The sequence below is a fragment of the Acinetobacter sp. 826659 genome, assembly GCF_000588515.1.
Taxonomy (GTDB): Bacteria; Pseudomonadota; Gammaproteobacteria; order Pseudomonadales; family Moraxellaceae; genus Acinetobacter; species Acinetobacter pittii.
Window position 1 is genome coordinate 423,682 of the sequence record NZ_JFYD01000002.1, and the last position, 16,632, is coordinate 440,313.

A 16,632-nucleotide genomic window follows, 5' to 3' on the forward strand; every position below is an offset into this window, starting at 1 on the left:
AAGAAAAAGGTAGCTTTAAGCTACCTTTTTTATTCGTTTACTTTCTGGTAAAGCCCCGCGTGAACTGTACCCGCTTTAGTGGTTTTAACTTGTTGCCATGTTGCTGGAAGATGAAGCTGGGATAAATCTCGGTCAGCTTCAACATAAATATATCCATTTTTTTTAATATGAGGCTCGGCCAAGTTCGAGAGTTCTTGCCATAAATCAAGACTATAAGGTGGATCTAAAAAAACCACATCGAACTGTTCTTTTAAGCGGGGTAGGGCTTGTTGAGCCGTTGTATTAATTAGATGACAGTTTTGGGCTTTTAATAGTTCAATATTATCTTTTAAAAATCGTGCCTGAGCTTTGTCAGGCTCAATCATATAAACAGAGGCAGCACCACGTGACAGAGCCTCAAAACCTAATGCACCAGAGCCTGTACAGATGTCGAGAACTTGAGCATTTTGAATATCCCACATGAGCCAGTTAAATAGAGTTTCGCGTACTCTATCTGGGGTTGGGCGTAAGCCATCAATGCTAGCGAAAGGCAGTACTCGTCTTTTCCATTCGCCGCCAATTATACGTAATTGATTTTTCATTATTCATCGGCCTCATTGGTAGCAGGACGAGCAGGAGCAGCTTGCGGTGTTGATGCTGCTGGTTTGTTGGTGGTAGCTGTAGCCGATGCTGGACCAGAACTTTCCCCGCCGCTTGGAAGTTCACCTGGTTTAATACCTGCTGTCATTAACCCGCCATTGACTTGGTGATTTGCTGGACGAATCGGGTTTTTCTTACGAGTTAATAGCCAGTAATCAAAGACAGGTCTTGCAAGTTGAGCAGCTGAACCACCATGACGACCATTTTCCCAAATGACTGCAATCGCAATTTCAGGTTTTTCAGCAGGGGCAAATCCAACGAATAAACCATGGTCAAGTTGACGTTCACTCAAGGCTGCTTCGTTATAGCGTTTACCCTGTGCAATACTCTTAACCTGTGCTGTACCTGTTTTTCCTGCAATTTGGTAGAGGGGAGTACGAATACCGCGGCCAGTACCTGATTGAATTACATCAATCATGGCATCACGCATTTGAATCCAGTCTTCATCAGTGCCGTTGAATTTGATTTTGCCATCAGGCGCATTACGTACTGTAAATGGTTTTGCACCATGCGTTGCGCGTAAAACATGAGGCGTTACATGAGAACCATGATTTGCCGTAATTGCTGTTGCCATCGCAAGCTGTAATGGAGTGGCTGTAAACGCGCCTTGACCAATACTGACAGAAATAGTTTCACCCTTCATCCATTTCGCTTTACGCGTACGCATTTTCCATTCAGGACTTGGATAAAGGCCTTCACTTTCACTTGGTAAATCGACACCTGTTTTTTGACCAAATCCAAATTGGCGCATCCATTGGTTCATTTGATCAATACCCATTTGATGGGCAAGAATATAAAAATAGGTATCACATGACATAATGATGGCTTTATGCATGTTCACGATGCCATGACCAGATTTTTTCCAGTCACGGAACTTATGTGAATCACCTGGTAGATGGAAATAACCAGGGTCAGAAATTGCCGTTGACCAGTCTACAATACCATAGTGTAGGCCACCCATTGCTTCCATTGGTTTAATGGTAGAACCAGGGGGATATACACCCTGCACAGCACGGTTATAAAGAGGTTGGTCTAAATTGTCACGTAGTGAACTGTAGTCAGTATGACTAATGCCTGTCACAAACAAATTAGGGTTAAAACTTGGGCTAGACACTAAAGCTAGAATTTCACCTGTACGAGGATCAATAGCGACAATAGCTCCACGACGACCTGCGAGCTGCTGAGAAGCGACAACTTGTAAACCGTAATCTAAAGATAAATAGAGGTCATTACCGCGAGTAGGGTCTTTACGACCTAAATGACGCAATACATTACTATGTGCATCTGCTTCAACAGATTCATAACCCGGTGTTCCATGTAGTAGGTCTTCATAGCTTTTCTCAACACCAATTTTTCCAATTAGGTTGGTCCCAGCATATAAGTCTTTATCAATACTTTTTAATTCTTTATCGTTGATACGCCCGACATAGCCAATCACATGAGCAAATAACTCACCGTGTGGATAATAACGAGTCATTTGTGTCTCGATTCTTACACCTGGAAACTTATATTTGGCTTCACTAAATTTAGCAATATTAGCTTCAGTTAGATTAAGTTTAATCGCGACGCGTTCAGTTTTACGGGCAGTTTTTATACGGCTTTTAAAACGGTCAATATCTTCTTGTGTTAAATCTAAAATAGGTTGTAATTGCTCAATGACACTATCAACATCTTCTACATCTGTTTTACTTAAAGTTGCTGTAAAAACAGGATAGTTATCTGCTAGTAATACACCGTTTCTATCATAGATATAACCACGAGCAGGGGGAAGTGGTTGCAAGCGGATACGGTTTTTGTCAGATGCAGTCGAGAATTCGTCGTAGTGAAAAATTTGTAGATAAGCGTATCGGCTAATTAAGACTAATAAGCAGATGGTCACGATCCCTACGGCAAAAAAGATACGACCTCGATAAATGCGCTTTTCTTGCTGGATATCTTTTAAAGGAAAGTGCTGTTTCATAAGGATCGACTTAATGACATAGGGTAGAAAAATAGCTGCTTATTCTAACGCAAGAGCACTTAAAATATTGCATAATTTTCAAAGTTTCATTGCATTTTAATAAGATACTTTTTGACTTTGCAGACAACAAAATTGTAGATACTTGTATATAAGAAGCAAAATAATTCTGTTAAAGTCTCTCATTCAATAGAATAGGGTTGTTCTCACCATACGATTAGGGAAAATGGAGAAAATAATGAGAAAAATTTATCCCTTACTTGCAGTTTTGACAGTAAGTAGTTGGGCCCATGCTCAAGACTACTCGTTTCTTCCGGAAGCAAAATTAGCAGGACATAATGCATCTACCTGGAATGTGGGTGCAGGCGTTACTCAAAAATTATTACATCTTAACGGTGAGTGGGTAAATCCGTATGGTATTGCCTATGCGAAAGCCGGTGCATTTTTGAATGGTGACAAAACCGCTGGTGGTCAAGTTGGTTTTAGATATCCTTATTATCTTACTGGCACAGACAAGAATGGTTACTATATCGGTTTCTATGCTGGTCATCTTGATAGTAAAGAGGTCGATGGTGATTTTAAATCCCGTTTAGGTGCGGGTGTTGATTTGGCCTATGTGTGGTTAAATTCAGAAAGAATTAGCACTTTTAGTGTGGGTATCGGTGCGGCTGAAAAATTAACTGACCAGAACGGAAATGTTGCTGCAGATACTAAACCACAAATTCAATTTTCTTATTCTCTAAGTTTTGGTTTATAAAACAAAGCAGTTTATCGTTAACTCGCCATAAGCAGAGCACAAATAAATACGAGAGTCTTACATGTTAGAGTACGTCAGTGGATTGTGGCAGACCTTTTTACACAGACCTGATTTTTGGGCCGTTTTGAGTATTATTCCCGTAACGGCTTTTGTCACATGGGCACATGTGTGGATGGCTTTAAAAATGGTATTTTACCCAATTAAATTTTGGGGATTCCATTTAGGACCATTGCCAGTAGGTTGGCAAGGTATCGTGCCACGTAAAGCAGGACGTATCTCTGGAATTATTACCGATAACACTTTATCTAAATTAGGCTCATTGCGTGAATTTTTAGAAGCAATGGATCCTGAAGATATGGCCCGTATTATTGGTGAACAAGTCGGTTTTGAACTTGAACATCTTATTGATGAAGTCATGATCGATCGTAATGCTGTACTTTGGGAAAATCTACCTTATTCGATTAAACGCCGTATTTATGCTCAAGCACATAAGCAATTGCCGGGTGTGCTAAAAGAATTAGTGACTGAGCTGACCATGAATGTAGAGTCACTGGTTAACATGCGTGAAATGGTCGTGAGCCAGATGGAAGGTGATCGCCGTTTAATGGTACGTATGTTCTTAAAGGTGGGTCAAAAAGAAATTAACTTTATTTGGCATATTAGTGCATTAATTGGGATGTTCTTTGGTATTTTCCAAATGGTGGTTTGGTTTGTAGTACCATGGCACTGGACAGTACCATTTTGGGCTGCAATTTGGGGCTTTTTAACTAACTGGATCGCAATCTGGATGGTATTTAACCCAATTGAGCCGCATTACATTCGTTATCCACAGATTTTTAGATTAACAAAAGATCGTAAGTTTCCATGGATTGTACCAGTTCTTCGAATTGGGACCTATAATGTCCAAGGCGCTTTTATGAAGCGTCAAGAGGAAGTCTCTGATGTGTTTTCGAGCGTAGTCACAGAAGATTTGATCACGTTAAAATCGATTATGACCGAAATGATGTACGGGCCGCGTAAAGATAAAACGCGCCGCATTGTTAAGCGTCATATTAACGAAATCATGGAAACCCCGTTAGTTCGTACCTCTTTACAGCTTTCTTTAGGGCCAAGAGAGTACGCAAGATTAAAGACGGACTTGATTGATCGTTCAATTGAAATTACGATGGGACCCGTATGTGACCCAGCACTGAACGCAAGCCGGGCACAGAAGATTTTTCAAATGTTTAAAGAGCGTATTCGTGAACTAACACCAAAAGAATTTCAGAATTTATTACGTCCTGCATTTCAGGAGGATGAGTGGATTCTTATTGTACTAGGTGGGGTAACCGGATTTATTGCTGGTACAATACATTTGTTTGTGGCTTTCTTATAATTCGATGTCAGGCAGGATCTATTGAAGATTAACGAGACTTTTTCTGCCGGACTTCATATTCATTGTTTTAAATGAGGATGTTTTTTATGCGCATTATTTTACTCGGACCACCTGGAGCAGGCAAAGGGACTCAGGCTCAGTTGATCTGTAAGCGCTACAATGTCCCACAAATTTCAACCGGTGATATGCTCCGTGCTGCGATTCGTGAAGGTACTGAATTAGGTCTAAAAGCTAAAAGTGTAATGGAATCTGGTGGTTTGGTTTCAGATGAACTTATTATCGGTTTAGTAAAAGAACGTATTGCTCAACCTGACTGTGCAAATGGCTGCATTTTCGATGGTTTCCCACGTACTATTCCACAAGCTGAAGCTTTGGAAAAAGAAGGGATTAGCATTGATCACGTGATTGAAATTGATGTTCCTGATGAAGAAATCGTAAAACGTCTTTCTGGTCGTCGTCAGCATCCAGCTTCTGGCCGTGTTTATCACACTGTATACAATCCACCTAAAGTGGAAGGTAAAGATGATGAAACTGGTGAAGATCTTGTTCAACGTCCAGATGACCAAGAAGAAACAATCCGTAAGCGTTTAGCGTCTTATCACACTGAAACAGAGCAATTGGTTGGTTTCTACCAAGGTCGTGCTGCTTCTGGTGAAAATGCTCCAACTTATGACAAGCTTGATGGCTTGCGTACAATTGAAGATGTACAAAAAGATTTGTTCAACATCTTAGACAAATAATTTAATATTGTTTGTGATAATGAGCCCTCTTTGTGAGGGCTCTTTTCTTTCATTAAGTGCAGGAGAACAATATGAAAATCATATTGATTTTGGTGGTATTGCTGAGTCTGGCACTAGTAATATTTTTGGCTTTTCAAAGCTACAAAATGCTAAGACAGGTTCAAAAACAAGCAAAAGAAGAGCGTAATGAAAAAAAGCGTCTAAAGTAAGTTTGATTGGGTATGATCCCTATACCCAACCATATTTTTAAGCTTCAATATTTTTAATGGCAATTTGCTTTTGTGCACCAAATTCAAAACGATCAGGCCAGTTACAGACATCTGCAACAACACATTCTGCACATTTAGGTTTACGGGCGATACAACAATAACGACCGTGTAATATGAGCCAGTGATGTGAATCTAAAATAAATTCTTTAGGAATGACTTTAATTAAGCGGTGCTCAACCTCAAGAACATTTTTACCTATTGCTAAACCAGTTCGATTTCCCACTCGGAAAATATGAGTATCGACAGCCATGGTGGGTTGTCCGAAAGCCGTATTTAAAACCACGTTAGCTGTTTTACGCCCGACACCCGGTAAAGCTTCTAAATCTTTTCTGTTGCTTGGAACTTCGCCGTTAAATTGTTCCATTAAAATCTTACAGGTCTTGATGACATTTTCGGCTTTTGCGTTATAGAGACCAATTGTCTTGATATATTCCTTTAACCCATCTACGCCCAAGTTATAGATTTTCTCGGCTGTATTCGCCACAGGGTAGAGTTTATCAGTTGCTTTATTAACACTTACATCGGTCGCTTGAGCTGACAACATAACTGCAATAAGTAGCTCAAATGGAGATGAATATTTTAACTCGGTTTGAGGTGAAGGTCGTTGTTCGCGAAGGCGTTCAAAGAAAATTTGAATCTGCTTTTTCGTCATATTCTTGACGGCCATTCAGACCTCCTGTAATTGCATGAGTTGCTGTTGAAGTTCTTCAAGTTGAAGACGTTTTTTAGTATCTTCACGTACACTGAGCTGTTTTTCCAACTTTTTAATTTGCGTACGAATTTTCGCTAACTTAATTGTAGTTTTTGCATCAGTTGACACAACTTCTTTGGGTTTCTCGATGAGCTCGATTGAAGGTACTTCATCAAGTGCCTGAGAGAACTGGGCAAACAGTTGGGTATCAATTTCAGCGCGTACTACAGGTCCTTTACGGTGAGTACGACGTTTTTCTTCGCGCTGAATGTGAGCGTAATAACGTTGTCTTAAATCATTTTGTTCAGCGATACGCTGTTGCTCATTTGGTAATACTTGCGTGTCTTCGACCAAATCAATGCAATCTACCGGACAAGGTGGAATACATAACTCACAACCTGTACATAAGTCAGTCAAGATGGTATGCATGAGCTTACCACTTCCAATAATAGCATCTACAGGGCAAGCACTAATACATTTGGTGCAACCAATACATTCATCTTCCCGAATAATCGCTTTCATTCGCTGGGGACGACCATCGGCCTGTACAGGCCATACGCTAGTTTCAGCGGTTAACACAGGACGATTTAATAGATTTGCGAGTGCATCGGCTACAGGCTGACCACCTGGAACACATTTATTTGCTTCTTCACCTTCAGCAATCGACTTTGCGTAGGGTAGACATCCATCACGATGTCCACATAAACCACACTGAGTCTGTGGTAATAACGCATCAATCTCGCGTATGAGAGAAATAGATGAATTCATAGTGGGCAAATAGCTTGGTTAAAACGATGCGATAATGAAGAAAAACCTAAGTAAGGTCAATGGATTTTAACGAATTTATCGGGTTTTTAATTGACCTAAAATGTAGCTAATATTGCACAATAATAGATCAATAAAAATGAAAAGATAAATTAATATTTCTTATTTTTAAGTAGTTTTTCTAAAAATAACTTTTTGATAATTAAGTTGAATAAAATAATTTAAAATAAGTATTGTTAAAATTGATGGAAAGGGATTTAATATTTTGCTGCTAAATGATGCATTTAAAAATGTATTGCACCAATTTAATTCATTACTATGCTGAGGACCGTGCGTTGAAATACAACAACCTGAATGAATTCCTGAATTACGTGCAAGCGCGTGATCCGCATCAACCTGAGTTTTTACAAGCTGTCGAAGAAGTCATGACGAGTTTGTGGCCATTCATTGAAAAAAATCCGGAATATGCAGAGCATGGATTGCTAGAACGTTTGGTTGAACCTGAGCGTGTGATTCAATTCCGTGTTTCATGGATGGATGATCAAGGCCAGACTCAAGTTAACCGTGCTTTTCGCGTTCAATACAATTCAGCAATAGGTCCATTCAAAGGTGGAATGCGTTTCCATCCATCGGTCAATCTATCAATTTTAAAATTTTTAGGTTTTGAGCAGACTTTTAAAAACTCACTTACCACCTTACCAATGGGTGGAGGAAAAGGTGGTTCAGATTTTGATCCTAAAGGTAAATCTGATGCTGAAATTATGCGATTCTGTCAGGCATTAATGATTGAGCTTTATCGCCATTTAGGACCAAATACAGATATTCCTGCGGGTGATATTGGCGTGGGTGCACGTGAAGTTGGTTATATGGCAGGGATGATGAAAAAGCTGAGTAACGACACCGCTTGTGTCTTTACCGGTAAGGGAATTTCATTTGGTGGTAGCTTAATGCGTCCTGAAGCAACTGGTTATGGTACGGTTTATTTTGCAGAAGAAATGCTTAAAGCCCGTGGACAATCTTTTGCTGATAAAACTGTTTCTGTTTCAGGTTCTGGTAACGTCGCACAATATGCAGCAGAAAAGGCGATGTTCTTAGGAGCAAAAGTTGTTACCTTGTCGGACTCAAACGGCACAGTTTATTTAAAAAATGGTTTTACAGATGAGTTACTTGCTGAAGTAATGGAACTGAAAAACGTTAAACGTGGTCGTATTTCCGAGTTTGCTTCTAAACATGGTTTTGAATACTTTGAAGGAAAAACACCTTGGCATATTCCTGTTGATATTGCTTTGCCATGTGCTACACAAAATGAATTAACAGGTGAGGACGCTAAAAAACTTATTTCTAACGGTGTCATTTGTGTAGCTGAAGGCGCTAATATGCCATCTACACTTGAAGCAGTTGAACATTTTATTGAAGCTAAAATTTTGTATGCGCCAGGTAAAGCATCTAATGCGGGTGGTGTGGCAACTTCTGGTTTAGAAATGTCTCAAAATGCAATTCGTTTAGGCTGGACCCATGCTGAGGTCGATGAACGTTTACATGCAATTATGAAAGACATTCATGCCAACTGTGTAAGATACGGTACTAAAGAAGACGGTAGTGTGAACTATGTAGACGGTGCCAATATTGCCGGTTTTGTAAAAGTTGCTGATGCAATGCTTGCTCAAGGTATTTTCTAAGATAGAAATAAAAAATCCGATGCATAAGCATCGGATTTTTTTAGTCTAAAAACTTATTTTTTAGGTTTTTTAACTAACTCTTGTTCTACAACCATATCTAATACATCTGCTTGACTAGATTGGTCTGCAGCTGGGTTTTTCACTTCAAAACGTTTTACACGCAAAATTACGCGTTGGTCTGGTTTATGTTCAAAACCTTCAATTTGACCGTAATATAATGACCAGTTTTTGTCAGCGTAAGTTTTAACGCCTTTGTCATCATATTTAATTTCACGAACTTGCATACAAGTTTGTGGCGCAACACCAGTACAAGATTTAGTTTCTGGAGCTACTTCTAGGAAAACAGTTTTTCCTTCAGATTGATATTTTGCTTCAGGTGTCATTTTACCTGTGAAAGTATATTTCTGGCCTTGAGCATCAGACACTGTCAATGTTGGTTGATCAACATTTGTAGTATTGAGTTCAAATGGAATTGCACGTTTTTGGAAGAGGCTACTAGAGAACTGTTCCTGTTTCATTAAAGCAGGTTCACACGCCATCATCGTCGACATTACGTCAGCTGTTAGAATCGTATTATTTTCAACTTTCCAAGTTGTTCCTTGGCGGTTACAACCTGTTGCGATAGATAAACGGTCATTTGTAAAGTTAAGAACGATTGGCTTTTTAGTATTTTCAGGCTGATATGACCAAGAGTAATCTGTTAAAGCTTGAGTATTAACTGCTTTTTGACCTTGGAAAATGTGATTTTGACCAGCTTTATCTGTCACCGTTAAAATCACCTGACCATTAGTGTTGCTAATTTCAATTGGTAATTTTGCTTCATTAAAGATGCTAGTAGAAAGTTGTTCTTGTTTCATTAAATCATCTTGGCAAGCCATCATCGTTGAAACTAGATTCGAAGTAACAAGTTGGTTGCCTTCAACTTTCCAAGTACCGCCTTGGCCATTACAGCCCGTATTAATGGCTAATTTACCATCTGCATTAAAGTTAAGAATAAGTGGTTTAGAAGCTTTTACATTTTGATAAGTCCATGCATATTCACCTAAAGTGGTTGCAAGGTTTTGTTGTTGCTCAGAAACAATTGGAGCAGGAGTATTAGTAACTGTTTGACACGCCATCAAAGAAAAAGGTAATAACGCAAGAATTAAATATTTAATTTTCATTTAAAAACTTCAAGTAAAAAAACAACAGTAATAAGCTTAAAACATTCTTAAAAAAAGAAAATGTAAACATTTGATTGTTTCGGTTTTTAAAATGTATAAGTTTGTAAATTATTCTAATTTTCAACAAAAATAATGGTATACCCCGCAAAACGGGGTATTTCTTAATAATTAATCAAAACGATAGATATCCATTCCTAATGAGCCCATTGTGAAGCTACTATGAACAATCGTAAAGCGGTTGCCTGTACCCATAGCAAAAAACAAAGGTGCAAAATGTTCAAGCGTAGGGTGGTTACGTTTCACAAACGGCAGTGATTGCCAGTCTAAAACTCCATCATAATCTTGATGGGAAAGCTTATTAACGACAGTATTTCTAAAAGTTGAAGCCCATTCAGGAACTTTAGAGTTGTCTCCTTGCCAAGATAACTCTGCAAGATTATGAGTAATACTTCCCGAACCAATGAGTAAGATTTGTTTATCACGTAAAGGGGCAAGCGTTTGTCCTATACGATAAATTTCTTGTGCACTTAAATTTGATGGCAAAGAAATTTCGACTACAGGAATGTCTGCATCTGGGTACATATGCAATAAAGGCATCCATACGCCATGATCACGAGGACGGGTACTATTGGCATGTGCAACAAAGTGAGCATCGGCCAATAATTTTAAGATTTCTTCTGCTAATGCTGGTTCGCCAGGCGCACTGTAGCGAATTTCATATAATTCTTTAGGAAATCCACGGAAATCATGCCACGTTTCAGGACGAGTCGAAATGCTCACTTCAAGTGCTTTACTTTCCCAGTGCGCAGACATCACAATGATTGCCTTAGGTATAGGAAGATTTGTGCCTAAACGGTGTAGAGCAGGTCCCACTTGTTCTGGATCAAGTGCAAGCATGGGCGAGCCATGGGAAATAAACAGTCCAGGAAGGGTTTGTAGTTCCATTTCATTACACCTGAGTTGAAAAGCAGAATAATAGGTATTATGCCAAAATCAGGACATGATAAAAGTATCCAGATTTCAACGGATTGTTCTTAAAATGAAACGTTTGTTCCTTTTATGCACGGTGATAGGGATGATTGTGGTTAATACTCATGGCCCGATATAGTTGCTCGATTAATAAAACACGTACCAACGGATGGGGCATCGTAAGTTTTGAAAGTGACCAATGCCAAGCGGCAGCTTTACGTACCTGATCTGACAAGCCATCTGGACCGCCAATAGCAAGTGCTACATCATTACCCTCAAGCATCCATTGTTTCATTGTATCAGCTAATTTTTCTGTACTTAGTTCCCGACCACCAACTTCAAGAGCAATTAAGGTTTCATTGGGTTTTAAAGTATTTAAAATACTTTCGCCTTCAATTTGGCAATACTTTAAAATATCCGCTTCTGAATCATTCTTACCACGTTTGGCCATAGGTAGTTCAATAACTTGGGTTTGAACAAAAGGTTGGATGCGTTTGAAATAATCTTCAAAACCAGTAAGAACCCAAGCAGGCATTTTTTGACCAATGGTCAGAATACGAATTTTCATGTTATCTATTCATTCAAATACAGCTGGCGCATTATACCTGATGAATGAAAGTATCTGACGATCTAAAAAGCTGGCATAAAAAACGCAGTCCAAAAAACAGTGTTGGACTGCGATCAAATGATCATCTGTCTGGAGTTCAGATGATCATAGAGAATAAAAACAAGGCTATCTAAGAATTAGATAGTTAAGAGTACTCATTTATTTAAATACTCTTATTACCTATTATGAGGATGGTTGGATATTTTTCAATCAAATTGTGTAACAAAAAAAAGAGAGCCGAAGCTCTCTTTTTTTTATTTTTAATTAGTGACGTGCTGCTTTTGAGCCTTCCACCGGTTTTACAATCGGTGTTTTAGGTAAAGGCTTTGGCATCGAAACTAATGCTAAAGGTAAGATATCATCAATACTTTTCACAGCTTTGATTTCCAAACCTTCTTTAACATTCGCAGGAATTTCTGCTAAGTCTCGAACGTTGTCTTGTGGAATAAATACAAGTTTAATTCCACCGCGGTGTGCTGCAAGAAGTTTTTCTTTTAAGCCACCAATACGCATTGCACGACCACCTAAGCTTGTTTCACCAGTCATTGCAATATCAGGACGAATTGCAATACCTGTAAATGCTGATACAAGTGCAGTTGTTAATGCTAAACCAGCAGATGGGCCATCTTTTGGTGTTGCACCTTCAGGTAAGTGAACGTGTACATCAGTTTCTTCAAAACGAGAAGCTTCAATACCTAGCTCATCGGCACGTGTACGCACTAAAGTCATTGCTGTAGTAATAGATTCTTTCATTACGTCACCGAGTGAACCGGTTGTAATGAATTTACCTTTACCTTTAACCGCTGCAACTTCAATAGTTAGTAACTCACCACCTACAGATGTCCAAGCTAGACCATTTACGCGTCCTACTTGTGCTTCATCTTCTGCGATACCAAAGTCAAACTTGTGTGGACCTAAGTATTCTGGAAGATTGGCAGAAGTCACATCAAGTTGTAAGTTTTTAGACTTTTTACTTACTGCTTCTTTTACCACTTTACGCGCAATTTTAGACACTTCACGTTCTAAACTACGTACACCAGCTTCACGTGTGTAGCGTTGAACAATGTCACGGATCGCTTCTTCATGAATTGTTAACTCTTTTGGACGTAGACCATTGTTCTTAATTGCTTTTGGAACAAGGTAACGTTCAGCAATGTTAACTTTCTCATCTTCGGTATAACCCGGTAGACGAATAACTTCCATACGGTCAAGCAAGGCTTCTGGAATATTCATACTGTTTGCAGTACAGATGAACATCACTTCAGATAGGTCAAGATCAAGATCTAAATAGTGATCGTTGAACTTGCTATTTTGTGATGGATCTAATACTTCAAGCAATGCAGAAGCAGGATCGCCACGGTAGTCTTGCGCCATCTTGTCAATTTCGTCGAGTAAGAACAATGGGTTCTTCACGCCAACTTTTGTTAAAGATTGCACAATTTTACCTGGCATCGCACCAATATAAGTACGACGGTGACCACGAATTTCAGCTTCGTCACGTACACCACCAAGTGCCATACGAACAAATTCACGACCTGTTGCTTTCGCGACAGACTCACCAAGTGAAGTTTTACCTACACCAGGAGGGCCTACTAAACATAGAATCGGACCTTTGAGCTTTTTAACACGTGACTGAACAGCTAGGTATTCAACAATACGGTCTTTTACGTCATCTAAGCCATAGTGATCTGTATCGAGAATTTCCTGTGCTTTCGCAAGGTTAATACTCACTTTGCTCGCTTTATTCCACGGCGTATCTAAAATTACTTCTAGATAGTTACGTACAACAGCTGCTTCACTAGACGCTGGTTGCATTGCTTTAAGCTTACGGAACTCCGCTTCAGCTTTTTTACGTACGTGTTCAGGTAAATCAGCTTCAGCAAGACGTTTCTCTATTTCAGCAACGTCATCTTCAGCACCGCCATTCATGTCAGAAAGTTCACGTTGAATGACTTTCATTTTTTCATTTAGAAAGTATTCACGTTGATTTTTTTCCATTTGGCGTTTTACGCTGTCATGCAAAGTTTGTTCAATTTGCTGTTCAGCAGATTGATTTACCAAGTAGCTCATAAGCTCTTGCAAATGTGCTTCGAACTCATCGTGCTCTAAAAACTTCTGTTTAATTTCAATATTTAGAGGCACACGTGTTGCTACGAAGAACATGAGTTGTAGCAAGTCTTCAATTTTATTAGCCGCAGCAACGAGTTCGCGTGCATTACGTAATTTTGCTTCAGCATATTGAGCAAATAAAGTACGTAACTCTTGCAAACGAGTTTCTTGAGTAGCTTTATCTACGTTAATTGTCATTGGACTTAAGCTGTGTTCAGCAGTCAAATGACTATCTTCATCGATAATCTTTTCAAGTTTAGAGCGATGTAAACCTTCAATAAGTACTTTAATGCAGTTTTCATCATTCTCATGATTTACGACTTGAACAATCTTAGCGACAGTTCCGTACTGATAAAGGTTATCGTGATCAATTTCTTCTGTAAGCGAATCTTTTTGCGCAACTACAAATACTAAATTGTCACTGTTACGAGCCACATCAACTGCATTGATCGATTTTTCACGACCCACGAATAACGCAATTTGCATGTGTGGGTAGACCACTACATCACGTAACGCTAAAAGTGGTAATACACTTGGAACCTGAGGCTCTAAGTCAGTTTTTTCATTCATAATAAGTTCAGACATGGGCACTCCTAATGAGTGACAACGAGGTTGCCATGTTTTTTATAGTGATGTGTATTTCAAAAATTACAAGGGCCTCTCTATAGAAAATGTGGAAAAAATGACTAATTTAGTCAACTTTTTTATTAAAATATTATGAATCAATGGATTAATTCTTAAGAAGAATAAAATTTTGTAGAAAGGATAGGTAATTTAGCTTAATAATTATGAAATATTCATATAATAAAAAAGACGTTTGGATGGAAAATAACCATTTTCTTATGTCATTTGTCGGCATTGTATAATTAACAATAATGCAAAACTTATTTAATATTGAACATTAAATAGCCGTGTTACTATAAGTTGGTAAATCGGTCTGTCACGTAGAAGTAACCATCCTTAGGGTGGTTACTTTTATGATTTTAGGGGGCATTAAAAACTTAAGACTAATTTTAATTTTCTATAAATATTATCTTTTAAAATAATAAATATGTTGAGGGGTGAGTAAAGCATCTAAGGGTTGATCCCAACTTTGACGTTTTAAAGTATGTCCAATAAATTGAAATTGATGAGCCATTCCTAAACGATAAGGCTTATGTTTTGCACTAGCCAATGTACGGTCATAATAACCACCTCCCATACCAATACGCGTACCATATCGGTCGCATGCCAGAAGTGGCATGATCAATAAATCAAGTGATGAAACATGTTTTGCTCTAGTGGCCATCGGTTCTTTCATTCCCAATGGGTGATGCGAAAAACGTCGGTTTATATATTGGTTTTTAGATATTTTTACCCAGACCAAACGCTGGTTCATAGAACAAATCATCGGCAAATAAACCTGCTTATTTTTTTTAAAACATAATTCTATGAGAAGCTCTGTGTGAACTTCTCCAAAGGCATGCAAATATAAACCAATTTTTTGGGAAGAATGAAAAATAGGCAGGGTATTTAAATGATGAAGAACATTAAGCTGAGCTTGTTTTTGCTCAAATGAACTTAAAGAACGTCTTTTAGATCTTAAATTTTTTCTAATAAAGCTGAGTTCATTCATGTATAAATCTAACTAAGATTAAAGATCAGTCGTGCAAAATTATACCTATTTTTCGACAGTTTTATGGAAATAGAAGGGTAATTCGAAAATAACTTAAATTCGTTAGACCAAAAGTCATAAATTGATCTGATCTATTGTGTTTAACTATTAAAAATTCTATTTCTTTACGTATTGTCAGTATTTCTTTACATTTAATAAGGTTAAGTATATTTAAAAGATTAATGCAGAATTGTTAAGCGTATGAAGTTGAAAATTTTAACCATTACAATAAGTGCTGGTCTGCTACTTGGTGGATGTACGAAACAAGCCGAACCTGAAGCGGCGGAAGTTGATTATAAAGCTCAATTTGAAGAATCTGACCGTAAAATAGGAGAGTTTCTAGATCAACTAGATAACCCGAATACACCTCAAGAAGTTAGAGTCAAAATCTTATGTCATGACTATCCAGAAGTTTATAAGACCCAATATATGCCTGCCTTAATAAAAATTTCGCCTAAACCTTATACCGAAGACAAATTATTAGCGGATTTGAAAAGTGCGACTGACTACTATAAGGATGCTTTTGCAATTAGATGCACTCAATAATTTTGAATTGAATTTAATCTCAAAAAATCCGATAAATGTGAATTGATTGGCATTATTGGGTTGTGGTAAATTTTCTTCTATCTATATAAGTGAAAGTTTAGGGGATTTAGATATGGAAATCTTAAAGTTCTTACAGAGTTTTAATACAGTTGGTACATACTTAACGATCGCTTCAACCGTTTTAGTAGGTCTAATTATTTATTTTTATGTGATTAATCCAGCATAAACACATTTAAAAGAAATAGGGATCAATTTCCTATTTCTTTATTAATAATAAAACTCTGTAATTAATTTAAAGCTATAAAAATAAGGTAGGTATATGAAGTTTAAATTATTTTTTCTTAGTTTTTTAACTTTTGGCTGTTATGCCGATGAAAGTGTAAATGACCCCGAAATTTGTAATGTGGTGAAGAAAGTTTCTTATACTGTCATGGAAGCGCGTCAACAAAAAGTCCCATCTGAAGACTTGCAGCATATAGCGAATAGTCTTGAAGATCCAAAGGCAAAACAACTTTATCAAGATTTAATTACTTCTGCTTATTCAACCAAAGTATTCAAGACCAGCTTCTTTAAACGAAAAGCGATAGAAGATTTTCAAACAGCTTGGTATCAAGAATGCCTGAGTAGAAAAGAAAAGTAATTTTGAATGCAGAGACTCGTTCATCTCTAAAATAATAATGTGATGCTTATTGAATGCTTGAGAAAATATCGT

At 38.0% G+C, this 16,632-nt stretch carries 17 protein-coding genes; 8 read left to right on the top strand and 9 right to left on the bottom strand.

Annotated features, from left to right (window positions below; translation table 11 throughout):
- Nucleotides 1-29: 29 nt before the first annotated feature.
- Both rsmD and mrdA read right to left on the bottom strand, forming a co-directional pair.
- Entirely contained in the window at nucleotides 30-581 is a 552-nt protein-coding gene (gene rsmD / locus J663_RS06560; protein ID WP_017387153.1) for a 16S rRNA (guanine(966)-N(2))-methyltransferase RsmD, read from the bottom strand.
- Nucleotides 581-2,599, bottom strand: coding sequence for a penicillin-binding protein 2 (gene mrdA / locus J663_RS06565; RefSeq protein ID WP_005802923.1), 2,019 nt, complete (start codon nucleotides 2,597-2,599; stop codon nucleotides 581-583). Before mrdA ends, rsmD begins: the two co-directional genes overlap by 1 nt.
- Before the next feature lie 235 nt (nucleotides 2,600-2,834).
- Between mrdA and J663_RS06570 the strand changes: the two genes are divergently transcribed.
- From J663_RS06570 to J663_RS18845, 4 genes are all read left to right on the top strand, one after another.
- Nucleotides 2,835-3,353, top strand: a complete 519-nt coding sequence (locus J663_RS06570) for a hypothetical protein (protein ID WP_002117557.1) — start codon at nucleotides 2,835-2,837, stop codon at nucleotides 3,351-3,353.
- 61 nt (nucleotides 3,354-3,414) lie between these two features.
- Nucleotides 3,415-4,728 (top strand): membrane protein, encoded by a 1,314-nt coding sequence (locus J663_RS06575; protein WP_005070566.1) that lies wholly within the window; start codon nucleotides 3,415-3,417, stop codon nucleotides 4,726-4,728.
- 86 nt (nucleotides 4,729-4,814) lie between these two features.
- The gene (gene adk / locus J663_RS06580; RefSeq protein ID WP_002117671.1) at nucleotides 4,815-5,468 is read left to right on the top strand and encodes an adenylate kinase; all 654 of its coding nucleotides are present in this window, start codon (nucleotides 4,815-4,817) and stop codon (nucleotides 5,466-5,468) included.
- A gap of 71 nt (nucleotides 5,469-5,539) precedes the next feature.
- Nucleotides 5,540-5,677: a hypothetical protein gene (locus tag J663_RS18845; RefSeq protein WP_002117672.1), complete on the top strand. Its 138-nt coding sequence runs from the start codon at nucleotides 5,540-5,542 to the stop codon at nucleotides 5,675-5,677.
- A gap of 37 nt (nucleotides 5,678-5,714) precedes the next feature.
- Here the strand turns inward: J663_RS18845 and nth are convergent, their stop codons facing one another.
- Nucleotides 5,715-6,404 carry an endonuclease III gene (nth, locus tag J663_RS06585; RefSeq protein WP_017398664.1) on the bottom strand — a complete coding sequence of 230 codons (690 nt, stop codon included), beginning with the start codon at nucleotides 6,402-6,404 and terminating at the stop codon, nucleotides 5,715-5,717.
- A complete protein-coding gene (locus tag J663_RS06590) occupies nucleotides 6,405-7,196 on the bottom strand; it encodes an RnfABCDGE type electron transport complex subunit B (protein WP_033848643.1) in 792 nt (263 codons plus the stop codon). It abuts the gene before it with no gap.
- 272 nt (nucleotides 7,197-7,468) lie between these two features.
- Between J663_RS06590 and gdhA the strand changes: the two genes are divergently transcribed.
- On the top strand, nucleotides 7,469-8,872 hold the full coding sequence (gdhA, locus tag J663_RS06595; protein ID WP_081404638.1) for an NADP-specific glutamate dehydrogenase: 1,404 nt from the start codon (nucleotides 7,469-7,471) through the stop codon (nucleotides 8,870-8,872).
- A 53-nt stretch (nucleotides 8,873-8,925) separates the two neighbouring features.
- On the opposite strand, the gene J663_RS06600 is transcribed toward gdhA, so the two are convergent.
- From J663_RS06600 to J663_RS06620, 5 genes are all read right to left on the bottom strand, one after another.
- Nucleotides 8,926-10,035: an META and DUF4377 domain-containing protein gene (locus tag J663_RS06600; protein ID WP_033848645.1), complete on the bottom strand. Its 1,110-nt coding sequence runs from the start codon at nucleotides 10,033-10,035 to the stop codon at nucleotides 8,926-8,928.
- A 168-nt stretch (nucleotides 10,036-10,203) separates the two neighbouring features.
- Nucleotides 10,204-10,980, bottom strand: a complete 777-nt coding sequence (locus J663_RS06605; protein WP_005075524.1) for a DODA-type extradiol aromatic ring-opening family dioxygenase — start codon at nucleotides 10,978-10,980, stop codon at nucleotides 10,204-10,206.
- A 112-nt stretch (nucleotides 10,981-11,092) separates the two neighbouring features.
- The gene (gene rlmH / locus J663_RS06610) at nucleotides 11,093-11,572 is read right to left on the bottom strand and encodes a 23S rRNA (pseudouridine(1915)-N(3))-methyltransferase RlmH (RefSeq protein ID WP_033848647.1); all 480 of its coding nucleotides are present in this window, start codon (nucleotides 11,570-11,572) and stop codon (nucleotides 11,093-11,095) included.
- 303 nt (nucleotides 11,573-11,875) lie between these two features.
- A complete protein-coding gene (gene lon, locus J663_RS06615; RefSeq protein ID WP_002117591.1) occupies nucleotides 11,876-14,305 on the bottom strand; it encodes an endopeptidase La in 2,430 nt (809 codons plus the stop codon).
- Nucleotides 14,306-14,750: 445 nt separating this feature from the next.
- On the bottom strand, nucleotides 14,751-15,335 hold the full coding sequence (locus J663_RS06620) for a 5-formyltetrahydrofolate cyclo-ligase (protein WP_033848649.1): 585 nt from the start codon (nucleotides 15,333-15,335) through the stop codon (nucleotides 14,751-14,753).
- Nucleotides 15,336-15,575: 240 nt separating this feature from the next.
- Between J663_RS06620 and J663_RS06625 the strand changes: the two genes are divergently transcribed.
- The 3 genes from J663_RS06625 to J663_RS06630 all read left to right on the top strand — a co-directional run bounded on the left by J663_RS06625 (nucleotide 15,576) and on the right by J663_RS06630 (nucleotide 16,560).
- Nucleotides 15,576-15,920, top strand: coding sequence for a hypothetical protein (locus J663_RS06625; RefSeq protein WP_033848651.1), 345 nt, complete (start codon nucleotides 15,576-15,578; stop codon nucleotides 15,918-15,920).
- 112 nt (nucleotides 15,921-16,032) lie between these two features.
- The gene (locus tag J663_RS18850; protein ID WP_002117788.1) at nucleotides 16,033-16,146 is read left to right on the top strand and encodes a hypothetical protein; all 114 of its coding nucleotides are present in this window, start codon (nucleotides 16,033-16,035) and stop codon (nucleotides 16,144-16,146) included.
- 93 nt (nucleotides 16,147-16,239) lie between these two features.
- Complete coding sequence (locus tag J663_RS06630; protein WP_005070549.1) at nucleotides 16,240-16,560, top strand: hypothetical protein; 321 nt, start codon at nucleotides 16,240-16,242, stop codon at nucleotides 16,558-16,560.
- Nucleotides 16,561-16,632 lie beyond the last annotated feature (72 nt).